This window comes from Flavobacterium sp. XS2P24, from assembly GCF_030010285.1.
GTDB classification, from domain to species: Bacteria; Bacteroidota; Bacteroidia; order Flavobacteriales; family Flavobacteriaceae; genus Flavobacterium; species Flavobacterium algoritolerans.
Genome location: NZ_JASCRU010000006.1, coordinates 73,553 through 90,280, shown reverse-complemented (window position 1 = coordinate 90,280; position 16,728 = coordinate 73,553). Strand labels below are relative to the sequence as shown.

At 33.1% G+C, this 16,728-nt stretch carries 12 protein-coding genes; 5 read left to right on the top strand and 7 right to left on the bottom strand.

Features of this window, described 5'->3' with window-relative positions; genetic code table 11:
* Positions 1 to 142: 142 nt before the first annotated feature.
* The 3 genes from secDF to QLS31_RS06780 all read left to right on the top strand — a co-directional run bounded on the left by secDF (position 143) and on the right by QLS31_RS06780 (position 6,274).
* Entirely contained in the window at positions 143 to 3,115 is a 2,973-nt protein-coding gene (gene secDF, locus QLS31_RS06790) for a protein translocase subunit SecDF (protein WP_282743230.1), read from the top strand.
* A gap of 135 nt (positions 3,116 to 3,250) precedes the next feature.
* Positions 3,251 to 3,865, top strand: a complete 615-nt coding sequence (locus QLS31_RS06785) for an acyloxyacyl hydrolase (protein WP_282743229.1) — start codon at positions 3,251 to 3,253, stop codon at positions 3,863 to 3,865.
* Positions 3,866 to 4,006: 141 nt separating this feature from the next.
* Complete coding sequence (locus tag QLS31_RS06780) at positions 4,007 to 6,274, top strand: T9SS type B sorting domain-containing protein (protein WP_282743228.1); 2,268 nt, start codon at positions 4,007 to 4,009, stop codon at positions 6,272 to 6,274.
* A gap of 60 nt (positions 6,275 to 6,334) precedes the next feature.
* Here the strand turns inward: QLS31_RS06780 and lgt are convergent, their stop codons facing one another.
* From lgt to QLS31_RS06750, 6 genes are all read right to left on the bottom strand, one after another.
* The gene (lgt, locus tag QLS31_RS06775; protein ID WP_099714646.1) at positions 6,335 to 7,261 is read right to left on the bottom strand and encodes a prolipoprotein diacylglyceryl transferase; all 927 of its coding nucleotides are present in this window, start codon (positions 7,259 to 7,261) and stop codon (positions 6,335 to 6,337) included.
* A 68-nt stretch (positions 7,262 to 7,329) separates the two neighbouring features.
* Positions 7,330 to 7,578, bottom strand: a complete 249-nt coding sequence (gene yidD, locus QLS31_RS06770; protein ID WP_099714647.1) for a membrane protein insertion efficiency factor YidD — start codon at positions 7,576 to 7,578, stop codon at positions 7,330 to 7,332.
* Between the two features lie 82 nt (positions 7,579 to 7,660).
* On the bottom strand, positions 7,661 to 9,139 hold the full coding sequence (cysS, locus tag QLS31_RS06765) for a cysteine--tRNA ligase (RefSeq protein WP_282743227.1): 1,479 nt from the start codon (positions 9,137 to 9,139) through the stop codon (positions 7,661 to 7,663).
* A gap of 70 nt (positions 9,140 to 9,209) precedes the next feature.
* Positions 9,210 to 9,575 carry a four helix bundle protein gene (locus QLS31_RS06760; protein ID WP_282743226.1) on the bottom strand — a complete coding sequence of 122 codons (366 nt, stop codon included), beginning with the start codon at positions 9,573 to 9,575 and terminating at the stop codon, positions 9,210 to 9,212.
* Positions 9,576 to 9,665: 90 nt separating this feature from the next.
* Positions 9,666 to 10,337: a GTP cyclohydrolase I FolE gene (gene folE, locus QLS31_RS06755; protein WP_282743225.1), complete on the bottom strand. Its 672-nt coding sequence runs from the start codon at positions 10,335 to 10,337 to the stop codon at positions 9,666 to 9,668.
* A gap of 232 nt (positions 10,338 to 10,569) precedes the next feature.
* Complete coding sequence (locus QLS31_RS06750; RefSeq protein WP_282743224.1) at positions 10,570 to 11,775, bottom strand: pyridoxal phosphate-dependent aminotransferase; 1,206 nt, start codon at positions 11,773 to 11,775, stop codon at positions 10,570 to 10,572.
* A gap of 127 nt (positions 11,776 to 11,902) precedes the next feature.
* On the opposite strand from QLS31_RS06750, the gene QLS31_RS06745 reads away from it, so the two are divergent.
* Entirely contained in the window at positions 11,903 to 13,234 is a 1,332-nt protein-coding gene (locus QLS31_RS06745; protein WP_282743223.1) for an aspartyl protease family protein, read from the top strand.
* Positions 13,235 to 13,295: 61 nt separating this feature from the next.
* On the opposite strand, the gene QLS31_RS06740 is transcribed toward QLS31_RS06745, so the two are convergent.
* Complete coding sequence (locus QLS31_RS06740) at positions 13,296 to 13,682, bottom strand: DUF1573 domain-containing protein (RefSeq protein WP_282743222.1); 387 nt, start codon at positions 13,680 to 13,682, stop codon at positions 13,296 to 13,298.
* A gap of 217 nt (positions 13,683 to 13,899) precedes the next feature.
* Between QLS31_RS06740 and QLS31_RS06735 the strand changes: the two genes are divergently transcribed.
* Complete coding sequence (locus QLS31_RS06735) at positions 13,900 to 16,533, top strand: valine--tRNA ligase (RefSeq protein ID WP_282743221.1); 2,634 nt, start codon at positions 13,900 to 13,902, stop codon at positions 16,531 to 16,533.
* The last annotated feature ends 195 nt before the right edge of the window (positions 16,534 to 16,728 follow it).

Below are 16,728 nucleotides of genomic sequence, written 5' to 3'. Positions count from 1 at the left end.
GTTAATTATATATTTGCTCGGTTTAAAAAAATGATGTAGTTCGAGATATTCTTTTTTGAAATTAAAAAATCGATGTCAAGTCTTATTCTATAAGGTTTAAAGCAAAAATAAATAAATAAAAAATAATTAATTTTTAGTAATAATGCAGAATAAAGGACTTATTAAATTTTTCGCAATTCTATTTGCATTGGTAAGTATTTACCAACTTTCTTTCACTTTTGTCGCGAGCAAAGTAAAAAGTGATGCAAAATCTTTCGCAGGTGGAAATCCTGAAAAAGAAGTAAAATATTTAGATTCTATTGGTAAAGAAAAAGTATTTAATCTTGGTTTTACCGATTTTACATTCAATGAAGTTAGTGACAAACAAATCAATAAAGGTCTTGACTTAGAAGGTGGTATCAATGTTATACTTCAAATATCTGTAAAAGATATTTTAAAAGGATTATCGAATAATTCTAAAAACCCAATTTTCAATAAGTCTTTGGCTGATGCTACTGCAAATCAAAAAGGAAATCAATCGTATCTAGATGCTTTTTATGATGCTTTTGATGAAAATTCAAAAGGAACTGTAAAATTAGCATCTCCTGATATTTTTGCAAACAGAAGCTTGCAAGGTGAAGGTGGAGTTGATTTTCAAATGACAGATGCACAAGTAAAAAAGGTTATCTCCAGAAAAGTAGATGAGTCTGTAGAAAGTGCTTTTGGTGTTTTAAGAAAACGTATCGATAAATTTGGTGTAACACAACCTAATATTCAAAAATTAGGAGAATCTGGAAGAATCCTTGTGGAACTTCCTGGTGCAAAAGATGTAGACAGAATTAAAAAATTATTACAAAGTACAGCTCAATTAGAGTTTTGGGAAACGTATAAAATTGAAGAAATTGGTAATTTCTTAATGGCTGCTAATGAGTCATTGAAAAAAACTGAAATCAAAACTACTGAAGTAAAACCAGTTGTAAAAGATTCTTTAAGTGCATTACTTACAGATGAAAAAGATTCAACTGCTACTAAAAAAGGAGAAAATCCTTTATTTGATAAAATCATTGGTCAAGGTGGAGGTCCAGTTTTAGGGCTTTTCTCTCCAAAAGATACTGCCGTAGTAAACGGATATTTGAAGAGAGCAGATATTAGAGTTTTATTAGCAGGTGACCAACGTTATGCAAAATTTGTTTGGGGTAAACCAATGACTATTAAAGATGCTAAAGCAAGAAGTGTTGATGCTGTAGAATTATACGCTTTAAAAGGAAACAGAGACAATGTTCCTTCTATGAGTGGTGGTGTTGTTACTGATGCAAAAGATACATTTGACCAAATGGGTAAACCAGCGGTTTCAATGCAAATGAATGGTCAAGGAGCAAAATCTTGGGAAGAATTAACAGGTAGAGCATATACTCAAAAAAGCAATATTGCTATTGTTTTGGATGATGTGGTTTATTCTGCACCGGGAGTATCTACAGGTCCAATTTCTGGTGGTAGATCTGAAATTTCAGGAGCTTTTGATGTTACAGAAACTAAAGATTTAGCGAATGTTTTAAGAGCAGGTAAACTTCCTGCTGCTGCAGATATTGTTCAATCAGAAGTGGTAGGACCATCCCTAGGGCAAGAAGCTATTGATAATGGTACTAATTCTGCTTTGATAGGATTGCTTTTAGTATCACTTTGGATGATGATATATTATGGTAAAGCAGGTTGGTATGCTAATGTAGCGTTAGCGGTTAACTTACTTTTCTTATTCGGAATTTTAGCAAGTATCGGAGCAGTTCTTACATTGCCAGGTATTGCAGGTATCGTTTTAACAATGGGAACAGCAGTTGATGCGAATATCATTATTTACGAAAGAGCAAAAGAAGAATTACGTTCAGGTAAAACATTAGAGGAAGCCATTAAGACTTCTTACAGTTGGAGAGGTGCAATGTCATCAATTACTGATGCTAACGTAACGCATATTTTAACAGGAGCGGTATTGTTTATTTTTGGTTCAGGACCAATTAAAGGTTTTGCTACTACATTATTGATTGGTATTGTAACTTCATTATTTACCTCTATTTTCATTGCAAGAATCTTCATTGATTGGAACATAAGTAAAAAGAATAATTTGACGTTTGTTACGAATTTCTCTAAGAATATGTTTAACAACTTTCACTTTGATTTCTTAGGAGTAAAAAAATGGACATATTTGTTTTCTAGTGTTGTAGTTGTTATAAGTATTATTTCATTGGCAACAAATGGTTTAGATCAAGGGGTTGATTTTGTAGGAGGAAGAACATTCCAAGTGCGTTTTGAAAAACCAATTGAAACTGAAGCTGTAAAAGCGGAGTTAGCTAAAGTTTTTGATGGTAGTGCTGAAGTAAAAGTTTTTGGTAGTGATAATCAATTAAAAATCACAACAAAATATAAAGTTCAGGAGCCAGGAATTAAAGCTGATGAAGAAGTGAATAAATTGTTATTTGCTACTTTAAAACAACATTTCTCAGCAGATATGACGTATGAGAAATTTGTAAATGCTTATGATGGTAAAAAATCAGGTATTTTATTAGCATCTAAAGTTGGTCCAACTGTTGCAGAAGACATTAAAACAAATGCATACTGGGCAGTACTTGGAGCAATGGCTATCGTATTTTTATACTTAATGATCAGTTACAGAAAATGGCAATATAGTTTAGGTGCAATTGCAGCTATTGCGCATGATGTTGTTTTTGTATTAGGGATTTACTCTTTGTGTTATAAATTTATGCCTTTTGGTATGGAAATCGATCAGCACTTTATCGCTGCGATTCTAACGGTTATTGGGTATTCTATGAATGATACTGTTATTGTATTTGATAGAGTTAGAGAGTATTTAGCAGGTAAAACTAAAGGTACTTTTGCTGAGATTGTAAATCAATCTATTAATACAACAATGTCTAGAACAATCAATACTTCATTAACAATGATTGTGGTTTTATTAATCATGTTTGTTTTTGGAGGAGAATCTATCAGAGGATTTATATTCGCTATGTTAGTGGGTATTATTGTAGGAACATATTCTTCATTGTTTATTGCTACTCCGGTACTTGTGGATACAATATCTAAAGAGGATAAACGCAAAGTAGAAAAAGCACATCAAGAAAGCTAAATGAGCTTTTTATATAAATTTTTAAAAGAGATTCAGCGAAAGTTGAATCTCTTTTTTTTTAATCCATAATGCCAATTTTAAGTTTTTATTTGTAATTTAATGGTAAAGAAATATATTGGCTATAAACTAAATTTCATGTCTAAAAAAATAATTTTTATTTTAATCATTATCTTTAGTTGTCAGACATTTTATGCTCAAGATACATTGAGTAAAGTAAAGTTAGGTTTTGATTATGGATTTGGAACTGAATTAAAAAATAGCGATTATACGTATACAAACAGTTACTATAAACTACAAGTATACTATACCGTAAAACAAACAAAACATTTTCAATATGAAATCTTGTTGCAACCAGAACTAAACTTTGCGAAACATCAACTATTGAATTTTTATTTTGTTAAGCCTTATGACCCCAATTATATTGAAAAAAGAGAAAGATATACCAAGTTAAAAGATATAAAAGAATATGTTTTAAATATTGGTTTTTTGATGCGTAAACCAGTTTTTAAAACAGCAAGTATATATATTCTTGGTAGTATTGGACCTATGTTTACTGACACAGAGACAGAGCGATTATCAAAAGGTTTTGCTTTTTCAGATGTACTAGCTTTAGGTTTTACTTTTAAAGTAAATAAAATAACAGTTGACATAAGACCGAATTTTCGTCATGTGTCCAATGCTGGATTGCAAGGTTCAAATTCAGGTTATAATACTAAAAATATTGATTTTAGTTTTTTATTTCCTTTATAGAATTACTTCTGAATTTTCTATGTTATGTATAATCTATTAATATCTATGAACTTATAGATTATGAAAGTGTAAAATTTATATATTTACTAAATATTTGTTAAAGCTCGCTGTTTTTTTGATGAAATTAAAACCTAACTAATAATGGAAAAATTTATTAAGTCTTTCGTTTTTATTTTTTTAATTACAATTTTGTCTAATTCAATTCTTCATGCTAAAAATAGCAGCATTGGTCTTGAAAACAAGAGCCTTGGATTAGTTAAGAGTGGCTCGATTTTTACTTTAAAAACAAGTTCTAATTCTAAGGATGCTTTACTATTTCTTATATCCAGAAATGAAAATTTAGATATTTTAGCTTCCCCGCCAACAGTTACTACTCCTGTTTATTATTGTCAAAATGCTGTAGCAACTGCATTGACGGCCACAGCATCTTCCGGAGGAACATTAAATTGGTATGGTACTAATGCAACTGGGGGAACGGGATCAGCTACCGCGCCAACTCCTTCAACAGCTACCTTAGGAACTACTTCTTATTATGTTAGTGAAACTGTAGGAGGTGTTGAAAGTACTCGTTCAAAAATTGATGTTATTGTAGTTGCTAATAATGGCGCCACTATTCTTAATTTCAGATGTGACGCTTCGCAGATTTTACCAGCTGATAGAGCTTCTTCCGTATTTTTTGATTGGTCTAATAATCCTCTGATTTCTAATTCGTATAATTACACCTATACAATTCAAGGTGGTTCTCCTGTAACCGGAAGTACAGGTGTTTCTCATTTTCAAGTATTTAATATGTTACCAGGACAATCTGCAACATTAACGTTGTCTTCAGCTACACATCCTTGTGTGCCTCCACAAACTATCACTTGTAGTGTGCCTTGCGGAACTTCAACAGTAACTCCAAATTTTCCTGCTATTGCTCCTTTTTGCACTGGAACTCCAGCACCGTTACTAGGTCCTACATCTCCAAATGGAATCACAGGAACTTGGTTGCCAGCAATAATAAGCAATACGACTAGCGGAAGTTATGTATTTACTCCAAATTCAACTTTGTTTCCATGTGCTACCACACAAACTTTGAATGTAATCGTTACCCCATTGGTAACACCAACTTTTACGGGTATTCCAACTACAGTTTGTCAAAATGCGACTGCACCAATCTTGCCAACAACTTCAAATAATACACCGGCTATTTCAGGTTCTTGGAGTCCAGCTACAGTTAATTCGGCAGTTTTAGGTCCAGTTACTTATACTTTTACACCTAATACAGGACAATGTACTTCAGTAACACCTACAAGAGTCACAATAGATATTGTACCGGTTGTTACGCCAAATTTTGCAAGTATTCCACCGTTTTGTTCTGGAACTACCGCACCACTTTTGGTAAATACATCTCCAAATGGTATTGTTGGTACATGGGCTCCATCAACGATTAGTAATACTGTTAGCAGGAACTATGTTTTTACACCAAATCCAAATCAATGTGCGAATACACAAACATTAAGTGTGACGATTATACCAAAAGGAACACCTAATTTTCCCGCAATAGCCCCATTTTGTTCAGGGTCTACTGCGCCAATATTAGCAACAACTTCTCCTAATGGAATCACAGGAACTTGGTCGCCATCAACAGTTAGTAATACAACTAGCGGAAGTTATGTTTTTACGCCAAATGCATCTGAATGTGCCAATAGCCAAACATTAGCAGTTACTGTTACTCCTCTTGTTCAGCCTAATTTTTCTAATTTGTCAATCTGTATGGGAGGTATACCGCCTATTTTGAACACTACTTCTCCAAATGGAATTTCAGGAACTTGGTCGCCTGCAATTGTTAACAATATGGCAAGTGGTGCTTATGTTTTTTCTCCAAATTCAAATCAATGTGCCACTTCACAAACAATTAATGTTATTGTGACTCCCTCAAATACCCTTTTAGATGTAGATTGGACAGTTTCTGAGGCTTTTGCGAAAAATCAAATAGTTACAGTTATCGCTACAGGAACTGGCGATTATTTGTATCAATTAGATGATGGACCATTTCAGGAAAGGCCCGTTTTTGAATATGTTTCTTTAGGAACTCATTCCGTTACTGTTATAGACAAAAATGGCTGTAGTCCGCCAATAACTAGAACTAATGTTTTAGTAATCAATTATCCTAAGTTTTTCACACCAAATGCTGATGGGTATAATGATACTTGGAATGTTTTTGCTTTGCAAGACCAATTAAATTCAAAAATTCTAATATTTGATCGTCATGGTAAATTTTTAAAAGAAATTTTTCCAAATGGCACGGGGTGGGATGGAACGTACATTGGACAGCCAATGCCAGCGAATGATTATTGGTTCAGTATTGAGTACACTGAACAAGATATTCCTAAGAAATTCAAATCCCATTTTTCATTAAAAAGATAATAAAACAAAAAAGCTCCCATTGCGACGGGAGCTTTTTCGTTTTGTTAAGTAAATATGATGTTATACTTTAAGAGGTTTTTCAGCAGTAAAAATGAAATACAGTCCTATAAGTATAAAAGGAATACTTAGCCATTGTCCTGTAGAGAATAATCCCAAAGCGCTTTCGAATCCACCTTGGCTTTCCTTAACGGATTCCACAACAAAACGAACAGAAAATAAAAGTACTAGAAACATACCAAATAGATATCCTGTTTTATTTCTTTTTTCGGTTTTCCAATACAAGAAAAATAAAATAGCAAAAACAAAAACGTAACAAAATGCTTCGTACAATTGCGTAGGATGCCTTACTGGAACCTGCTCTAGTAATGATGCAAATTTTGGATCGGTTGCTATTGCTGTATAGGCATCTTTAGGATTGGCTATTTGAGTAGCATTGACCGCATCCATCGGACTGAAATGATCTTTGATGAATTTTATTCCAAATGGCGATGTGGTTTCATGACCTATAATTTCTGAATTGAAAAAATTTCCTAATCTCACAAAAATGGCTCCGCTGGCTACAGGAATTACTACTCGGTCTAAAATCCACATTTGTGGTTTTTTAAGCACATTTTTGCTGTAAAAATACATCGCAATTATGATAGAAATGGCAGCGCCATGACTTGCTAAACCTTGATAACCGGTAAATTCAAAATTTGGAGAAAAACGGAAAGGTAAAATGATTTCCAATAAATGATTGCGATAATATTCCCAATCATAAAAGAAAACGTGTCCTAAACGGGCACCAATTAATGTGGCAAGTACAGTCCAGATAAACAATGAATCTAATTTTTCTATAGATTCTCCTTCACGTTCAAATATATGTTTCATTATGTACCAGCCTAAACCAAAAGCAATTACAAACATTAAGCTGTAATATCGAATGATAAAAAAGCCTAAATCGATCCCTTCTGATGGATTCCAAACGATGTTTAAAGCGTGTGTCATTTAGTGTTAAATTTGTTTATTAGTCGTAAAAATAAAGATTTAAAGTAAAATTTCGTATTTAAAAAAAGTTAATGTTTATGATGACATGCTTTTTTGGGAACAGGATCATAACCTGTTTTGCCCCAAGGATGGCAACTCAAAATACGTTTCATTCCTAAAAATCCACCATAAAATAAGCCATGGGTTTGTAATGCTTCAATCATATAGGAAGAGCAGGTAGGCTCAAATCTACAAGCTGCTGGAGTAAAAGGGGAAATGGCAACTTGATAAAATCGAACCAATAGCAAAAATGGGTAAACAACTATTTTTGACAACATGACTTTAGTATTAGAATTTAAAACTTCACTTTTGTTAATCAAAATTATTTTACGGTATTAGTCTGCGACTTGATATAGAAAACTAAATGCTAAAAGTAGTTCCTTCTTTTCCATCTTTCAATTGAATTCCCAATGCAATCAATTGATCTCTAATTTGGTCTGATAAAGCAAAATTCTTATTGTCACGAGCTTGTTTTCTCATTTCAATAAGCATGTTTACCGTTCCTTCTAATTTGTCATTACTGCTATCCGAAACTTTTTCATCTTCCAATCCCAGGACTTCAAAAACAAAACTGTTCATTGCTTTTTCAAAAGATTTTAAATCCTCGTTATTCAACGTTTCTTTTCCATCTTTCAACAAATTGATAAAACGAACGCCTTCAAATAACTGCGCTATTAAAATTGGCGTATTAAAATCGTCATTCATGGCATCATAACACAATTGTTTCCAAGCCGGAATATCAATTGTACTTTTTGTGTCAGCAGTGATATCTTTTAACGAATTCATTGCTTCCATCAATCGTTTGTATCCTTTTTCGGCAGCGACAATGGCATCATCAGAAAAATCAAGAATACTTCTGTAATGCGCTTGTAACATAAAAAATCGTGCTACTGATGCTGAAAAGGCTTTGCTTAGAATAGTATTTTCTCCGGTTAATATTTCTCTTGGTAAAATATTATTACCAGTAGATTTGGCCATTTTTTTACCGTTTAACGTAAGCATATTGGCGTGCATCCAGTAATTGACTGGAGTTTGTCCAGTACATGCTTCATTTTGAGCAATTTCACATTCATGATGCGGGAATTTCAAATCCATTCCACCTCCGTGAATGTCAAAATGATTACCTAAATATTTTGTGCTCATTGCGGTACATTCAAGATGCCAACCCGGAAATCCATCGCTCCATGGCGAAGGCCATCTCATGATATGTTGAGGCTCGGCTTTTTTCCAAAGCGCAAAATCCTGTGAATTTCTCTTGTCACTTTGACCATCTAGATCACGGGTATTAGCCAGCATATCCTCAATGTTTCTACCACTTAATCTGCCATAATGATTGGTTTCATTGAATTTCACTACATCAAAATAAACCGACCCATTGGCTTCGTAACCAATTCCTTTGTCGATTATGGTTTTAATAATTTCAATTTGCTCAATAATATGACCTGTAGCTGTTGGCTCAATACTTGGCGGTAAAAAATTAAATTCATTCAAAATATCATGAAAATCTACCGTATAGCGTTGCACCACTTCCATAGGTTCCAGTTGCTCTAAACGGGCTTTTTTTGCAATTTTATCTTCACCTTCATCCACATCATCCACAATGTGACCCACATCCGTAATGTTTCGAACGTAACGCACTTTGTAATCCAAATGCAAAAAATACCTGAAAATAACGTCAAAAGACATGAATGTTCGCACATTTCCAAGATGCACATTACTGTAAACCGTAGGTCCACAAACGTACATTCCTACATTTCCTTCATGTATTGGTGTGAAAATTTCTTTTTCTCCCGAAAGAGAATTGTATATTTTTAGAGTTTGGCTACTATATAATGGCATAAGAGGTTAATCGTTTAATCGGTTATTTGTTTATTTGGTTAACTGTTTATTTGTTGAACAGTTATCCGATTCAATCATTAGATAAGTAATATTTTTTTAAGCTATTAATTTGATTGCAAATTTTTTCTAACTTTTCCCTAGTCGATAAATATTCTTCGTTTGAAATGAAATTCAAATCATAGGATATCAATAAATGACTTAATGTTTCCATTGCAGATGAATAAGACATTGTTAAAAAATGAGCTTTGTCTTTATTAGTGTTTCTGGAAGTTCCTTCAGCAATGTTTGTCTCTATAGAGGAAGCACTTCTCTTTAATTGAGATGTCATTCCATATATTTCGTTTGTAGGATAGTTATTTGTTAATTTATAAATGTCCAAAATGAAAAGCCTTGAATTTTGCCAAACTTCCAGTTTCTCAAATGAAAAAATATACATAGCAAAGTGGTTTATTTAATAATTTATTGTTGTTTGAATGGTTTACATATTTTCGATTGAACGATTCATCGAATAAACGATTAACCCAATTTAGAATTTTGTTTCTAATTTAATATAATCCAAAAACTCTCTGCGAGTTACATTGTCTTTAAATTTTCCACCAAATTCTGATGTCACAGTGCTACTCTCGATATCACTGATTCCTCTTGAATTAACGCAAAGGTGTTTCGCATCAATCACACAAGCGACATCTTCAGTACCCAAAGCGATTTGTAATTCCTGAACAATTTGCATAGTCAAACGCTCTTGAACCTGAGGTCTTTTGGCATAATATTCTACAATACGATTCATTTTAGATAAGCCAATTACGGTCCCGTTAGAAATATAAGCGACATGAGCTCTTCCTATGATTGGTAATAAATGATGCTCGCAAGTTGAGTAAACGATAATGTTTTTTTCAACCAACATTTCGCCATATTTGTAATTATTGTCAAATGTAGATGCTTTTGGTTTTTTTGCAGGATTTAAACCTCCAAAAATTTCTTTTACAAACATTTTTGCAACACGATTGGGCGTGCCTTTTAAACTATCGTCAGTCAAGTCCATTCCAAGTGTCAGTAGAATGCTCTCAACGTCTTTTTTTATTTTCTCAATTTTTTCATCATCAGTAATGTCAAAAGCATCATCTCTTACTGGATTTTTTGCGGATAAACTAACATGATTATCTCCTATTTCGTCTTGAAATTCTTCGTTTTTTATCATTAAAAGCAACTATTATTGTGGGTGTAAATATTTAAGCCGTAAAGATAAATAATAAAAATTAAAGAATTTCTAAAGCTCATACTATTTAATGATGACTTTATAGGCTATAAAGTCAATGACTTGTTTCTATTGGTTATAAAAAGCAAAAGGCAATAACTCAATAGTTACTGCCTTTTGATGTAATAGGAATGTTTTTTAGCGTCAGTTTAGCACTAAAAAAGCAAAGCTTATATTAGTTTTTTGATTGCGTTGCATTATAAACCGGAATCGCTGCTTTCAAAATTGATACAGCACTAATTAAATCTTCTTTCTTTAGCACATAAGCTATTCGAACCTGATTCAATCCCATTCCTGGAGTCGAATAAAACCCTGCAGCAGGAGCTACCATAACGGTTTCACCATTCAAATCATAGGTTTCTAAAAGCCATTGTGCAAAATCATCAGCATTATCAACTGGAAGTTGTGCAATGCAATAAAAAGCACCTTTTGGTTTAGATACTATAACACCTTCAATTTTATTCAATTCATTTATTAAAGTATCTCTACGTTCTCTATATTCTGAAATTACTTCATCAAAATAACTTTTTGGAGTATCAAGGGCAGCTTCACTTGCAATTTGTTCAATAGTAGGAGGGCTTAATCTTGCTTGTGCAAATTTCATAGCGGTCGCCATGACTTCTTTATTTTTAGAAACAATACATCCTATTCTTGCACCGCACATACTATATCTCTTAGAAACCGAATCAATCATAATAGCGTGTTCTTCAAGTCCGGGAACATTCATTACTGAATAATGGATGTCACCATCATAGGTAAATTCACGATATACTTCGTCAGAAATCAAGAATAAATCATGTTTTTTGACCAAAGCTGCCAATTTCATAATTTCTTCTTTCGAATATAAATATCCCGTTGGGTTTCCTGGGTTACAAATCAGGATGGCTTTAGTTTTTGGAGTAATCAGTTTTTCAAAATCTTCTATAGCCGGTAAAGCAAAACCTGTTTCAATTGTCGAAATTACTGGAACAACAGTAACGCCTGAAGCTGTTGAAAATCCATTGTAATTAGCGTAAAATGGTTCTGGGATAATGATTTCATCTCCTTGATCCATAGTGCTTCCCATCGCGAACATAAGTGCTTCTGATCCACCGGTAGTGATGATAATATCTTCAATATTTACCGAAATGCCTTGATTGATATAATAGGCAGATAATTTTTTTCTGTAGCTTTCATTTCCAGCAGAATGGCTGTATTCAAGAATAGTTAAATCAATATTTTTAACTGCATTCATCGCAACTTCAGGAGTTTTGATATCTGGTTGGCCAATGTTTAAATGGTATACTTTATGTCCTTTTTTCTTCGCTATTTCTGAGTATGGAACTAATTTTCGTATTGGCGATTCAGGCATTTGTTTGCCTTTGTTTGATATTTTTGGCATAGTCTTGATTATTGAATTGCAAATTTGCAATTTTTTTTTCGAATTTATTATAATCAATATGCGTATATATTGTTAAATCTGCATTTTTGATATGATTTATTTAGTATTTTTATGTAAAAGATTAATAATGAAAAAAAGAATAGTAATAATTCTCATTTACCTGTTTGCTTGCCCTGTTTTTGCACAACAAGGATTTCAGTTTAAAAAAGACATGAATAAAATTAGTGTCCCTTTTAAATTGATTAATAATTTAGTCTTTGTACCTATAAAAGTAAATGGAGTAGAATTGAATTTTTTATTGGATACCGGTGTTTCAGAAACGATATTATTTAGTTTAGAAGATAAAAAAGAAGTTCGTTTTTTCAATGCCGAGAAAATATTGCTGAAAGGATTAGGAAGCCAAGAGGCTGTTGAAGGATTGAAATCCACTAATAATGTCTTAGAGTTTAATGATATGAAGTATAGTAATCATATGCTCTATATTATTTTGGACCCTGAATTTAATTTATCGTCACATGTAGGGATTCCGGTCAATGGAATTATTGGGTATCATTTTTTTCAAAATAATTTAATAGAAGTCAATTACAGGAAAAAGAGAGTTATAGTTTATAAGGACAATGATAAAAACAGAAAAAAAATTGAAAAAAGTTACAAAACAATTCCTATCACTGTTGAAAAATCCAAGCCCTATTTAAAAAGCACAATAATTCAGGATAATAAAGAAATTCCTGTAAAGTTATTGATAGATATAGGGAACAGCGATGCAATATGGTTGTTTCAAGATCGTTCAGAATTGATTAAAGTTCCTGCAAAAAATTTCGAAGACTTTTTAGGAAGAGGTTTTAGTGGTGATGTAAAAGGAAGAAGGGCCATAATTAAAAAATTTGAGATGGGAGATTTTGAATTTAATAGTCCTGTGGTAGCTTTTCCAGATTCGGTATCAATTAGGAATGTAAATATGGTGCCAGATCGGAAAGGCTCAGTAGGAGGAGAAATTATGAAGCGGTTTACAGTTGTTTTTGATTATAGAAATAACCAAATGTATTTAAAAAAGAATAGTGATTACAGTGCGCCTTTCAGCTACAATAAAAGTGGAGTTGAAATACAACAAAATGGATTACAGTGGGTTCAAGAGACCGTACGAATGGAAACGGTTCCGTTGTCTACAAAATATAATGAGTCCGGTGGTGTAAGAGTATTTATGGATGACTTTAAATACAAATTCCAATTAAAACCTATTTATGAGATTGCCTATGTAAGGCAAAATTCTCCGGCAGCTAACGCAGGATTACAAAAAGGAGATGTCATCATTTTGATTAATAATAATCCCATTCATAAACTTTCATTGCAAGAAATCAATGCTCTTTTTAAAGAGGAAGAAGAAAAATGGATTACTTTAGAAATAGAACGTAAAAGCGAAATCTTAAAATTCAGGTTTCAATTGTACAATATTTTATAAACAAAAAACGCTTTTGGAAATAATATCCAAAAGCGTTTTTAATTTATTTTTGATTCTGAAATTAATTAGAAATAACTTCACCTTTAATTTTTAGAGCAACTCTTCCACCTTCATAGTTTACTGCATTTGACTCAACAGTTATCGTTTTTCTGATTGGTCCTGGAGTCATATTATATTTCACAGTTATTTTTCCTGTTTTCCCTGGCATGATTGGTTCATCTGGTTTTGTAGGAACCGTGCAGCCACAAGTAGACAGTACATTAGTGATAATTAATGGAGCATTACCTGTATTTGTAAAGATAAAATCACGAGAGCCATTTTCATTCTTAGTAACCTTTCCATAATCAATTGTATTGTCTTTGGCTGCAAATTCAATTTTTGGGCCATTCTGAGCAAAACCGATACTGCTGATTAATGCGAATGCGAATAAAGCTATTGTTTTTTTCATTTTCTTATATTTAAATTCATTTAGTAAATTTACTTTCTTTTAATTAACGTACAAATTTTTATTTCTCTTTTTATAGTGTACTTAATTATTTACTTTTGTTCCCAATTAGAATTACAAATATCAGACCAAAGTTTTAAAGTTTATTTGTTGATTTGGTTATTTGTTTAACTGAACTAACAAACAATCGAATTTAACGATTAAACGAATCCACAATAAAATGACAATTCCTGCACAATTTGACGCTAAAACCATTGAAAATAAGTGGTATGACTACTGGATGAAAAACAATTATTTTCACTCAGAACCAGACCATAGAACACCTTACACCATTGTAATTCCACCGCCTAATGTTACTGGAGTTTTACACATGGGACACATGTTGAATAATACCATACAAGATGTATTAATTAGAAGAGCGCGTCTTAAAGGATTCAACGCTTGCTGGGTTCCGGGAACGGATCATGCCTCGATAGCTACTGAAGCTAAGGTAGTTGCTAAATTAAAAGCCGAAGGAATCAATAAAAATGATTTAACACGCGAAGAATTTTTGGCTCATGCTTGGGAATGGACTGATAAATACGGAGGTGTAATTCTTGATCAATTGAAAAAATTAGGGGCTTCTTGTGATTGGGAACGAACCAAGTTTACGATGGACCCTGATATGTCAGCCTCAGTAATTCGTTCTTTTGTGGATTTATATAACAAAGGATTGATTTACAGAGGATACCGAATGGTAAACTGGGATCCCGAAGCAAAAACTACTTTGTCTGACGAAGAAGTAATTTACGAAGAACAACAAGGAAAATTATATTTCTTAAAATATAAAATCGAAGGAAGTGAAGATTTCCTGACGATTGCAAGCACACGTCCGGAAACTATTTTTGGAGATACCGCGATTTGTATCAATCCAAATGACGAACGTTTTGCTCATTTGAAAGGCAAAAAAGCAATTGTACCTATTTGCGGAAGAGTAATTCCAATTATCGAAGATGAATATGTTGATATCGAGTTTGGAACTGGTTGTTTGAAAGTGACTCCGGCGCACGATATGAATGACAAAGCATTAGGCGAGAAGCACAATTTGGAAATTATTGATATTTTCAATGACGATGCTACTTTGAATAGTTTTGGATTGCAGTATCAAGGACAAGATCGTTTTGTGGTTCGTGAGGCAATTGCCAAAGAATTAGAAACTATTGGAGCTTTGGCAAAAACAGAAACACACTTGAATAAAGTTGGAACTTCTGAAAGAACTAAAGCTGTTATTGAGCCTCGTTTATCAGACCAGTGGTTCTTGAAAATGGAAGATTTGGTTAAACCTGCGATTAAATCTGTTTTAGAAGATGGCGAAATCAAATTGCATCCAGCTCGTTTTAATAATACGTATGCACATTGGTTGAATAATATTCGCGATTGGAATATCTCTCGTCAATTATGGTGGGGACAGCAAATTCCAGCTTATTTCTACGGTGACGGAAAAGAAGATTTCGTGGTTGCTGAATCTATCGAAGAAGCTTTAGTTTTAGCTAAAGAAAGAACCAACAACTTACAACTTACAACTTCTGACTTGAAACAAGACGTTGATGCATTAGATACTTGGTTTTCTTCTTGGCTGTGGCCAATGTCTGTTTTTGGAGGAATTATGGATCCCGAAAGCGAAGATTTTAAATACTATTATCCTACGAATGATTTAGTAACGGGTCCGGATATTTTGTTTTTCTGGGTAGCGAGAATGATTATTGCTGGTTATGAATACACAGGAAAAAAACCATTTACAAATGTATATTTGACTGGTTTAGTTCGTGACAAGCAACGTCGCAAAATGTCTAAATCATTAGGAAATTCACCTGATCCTTTAGATTTGATTGAAAAATTTGGTGCTGATGGAGTTCGTGTAGGATTGCTTTTGAGCGCTTCTGCAGGGAATGACATTATGTTTGATGAGGAATTGTGTAACCAAGGAAAAGCGTTTACCAATAAAATCTGGAATGCATTCAAACTGATAAAAGGTTGGGAAGTTTCGGATACAATTCCGCAACCGGAATCATCCAAAGTGGCGATTGAATGGTATGAAGCCAAATTGCAACAAACACTTTTGGAAATCGAAGACAATTTTGAAAAATACAGAATTTCCGATGCTTTAATGGCCATTTACAAACTGGTTTGGGACGATTTCTGTTCTTGGTTCCTTGAAATGATAAAACCGGCGTACCAACAACCAATTGACAGCGTAACTTTTGCGAAAGCCATCGAAATGCTTGAAAATAATTTGAAATTATTACATCCTTTTATGCCTTTCTTGACAGAGGAAATTTGGCAAATTCTTGCCGAAAGAACTACTGAGGAAGCATTAATTGTTTCGACTTGGCCGGAAATGAAACCTTTTAATGCGGGTCTAATTACTGATTTCGAAAATACAATTGAAGTGATTTCTGGAATTAGAACGATTCGTAAAGACAAGAATATTCCGTTTAAAGATACAATCGAATTGAAAGCGGTAAACAATGATAAAGTGTCTACTTATTTTGATACTGTTATAACTAAATTAGGAAACATTACTTCATTAGAATATGTTTCGGATAAAGTAGAAGGAGCATTATCTTTCCGTGTAAAATCAAATGAGTATTTCATTCCGATTACAGGAAATATAAACGTTGAAGAGGAAATTGCAAAACTGACTACTGAGTTAGTTTATACGCAAGGTTTCTTGAAATCAGTTCAAAATAAACTGGCAAATGAGAAATTTGTGGCTGGTGCGCCAGAGAAAGTTTTGGCAAACGAAAGACAAAAAGAAGCTGATGCCTTATCTAAAATTGAAACTATCGAACATAGTTTGGCAGGATTGAAATAAGAGTTAGTTTATTTATAAAATTTAAAATCCCATTCGTCTCGGCGAATGGGATTTTTTTGTTGAAAATTAGATAAATAATTCCGATTTAGGAAAAAGCAGAATTCTTGTGATTTGTTGTAATTTGACAATTTTTCATCGATAAACGTCAATGATATTGTGATTTAAAGAGTATTTTATCCTTTAAACGATTTTTAT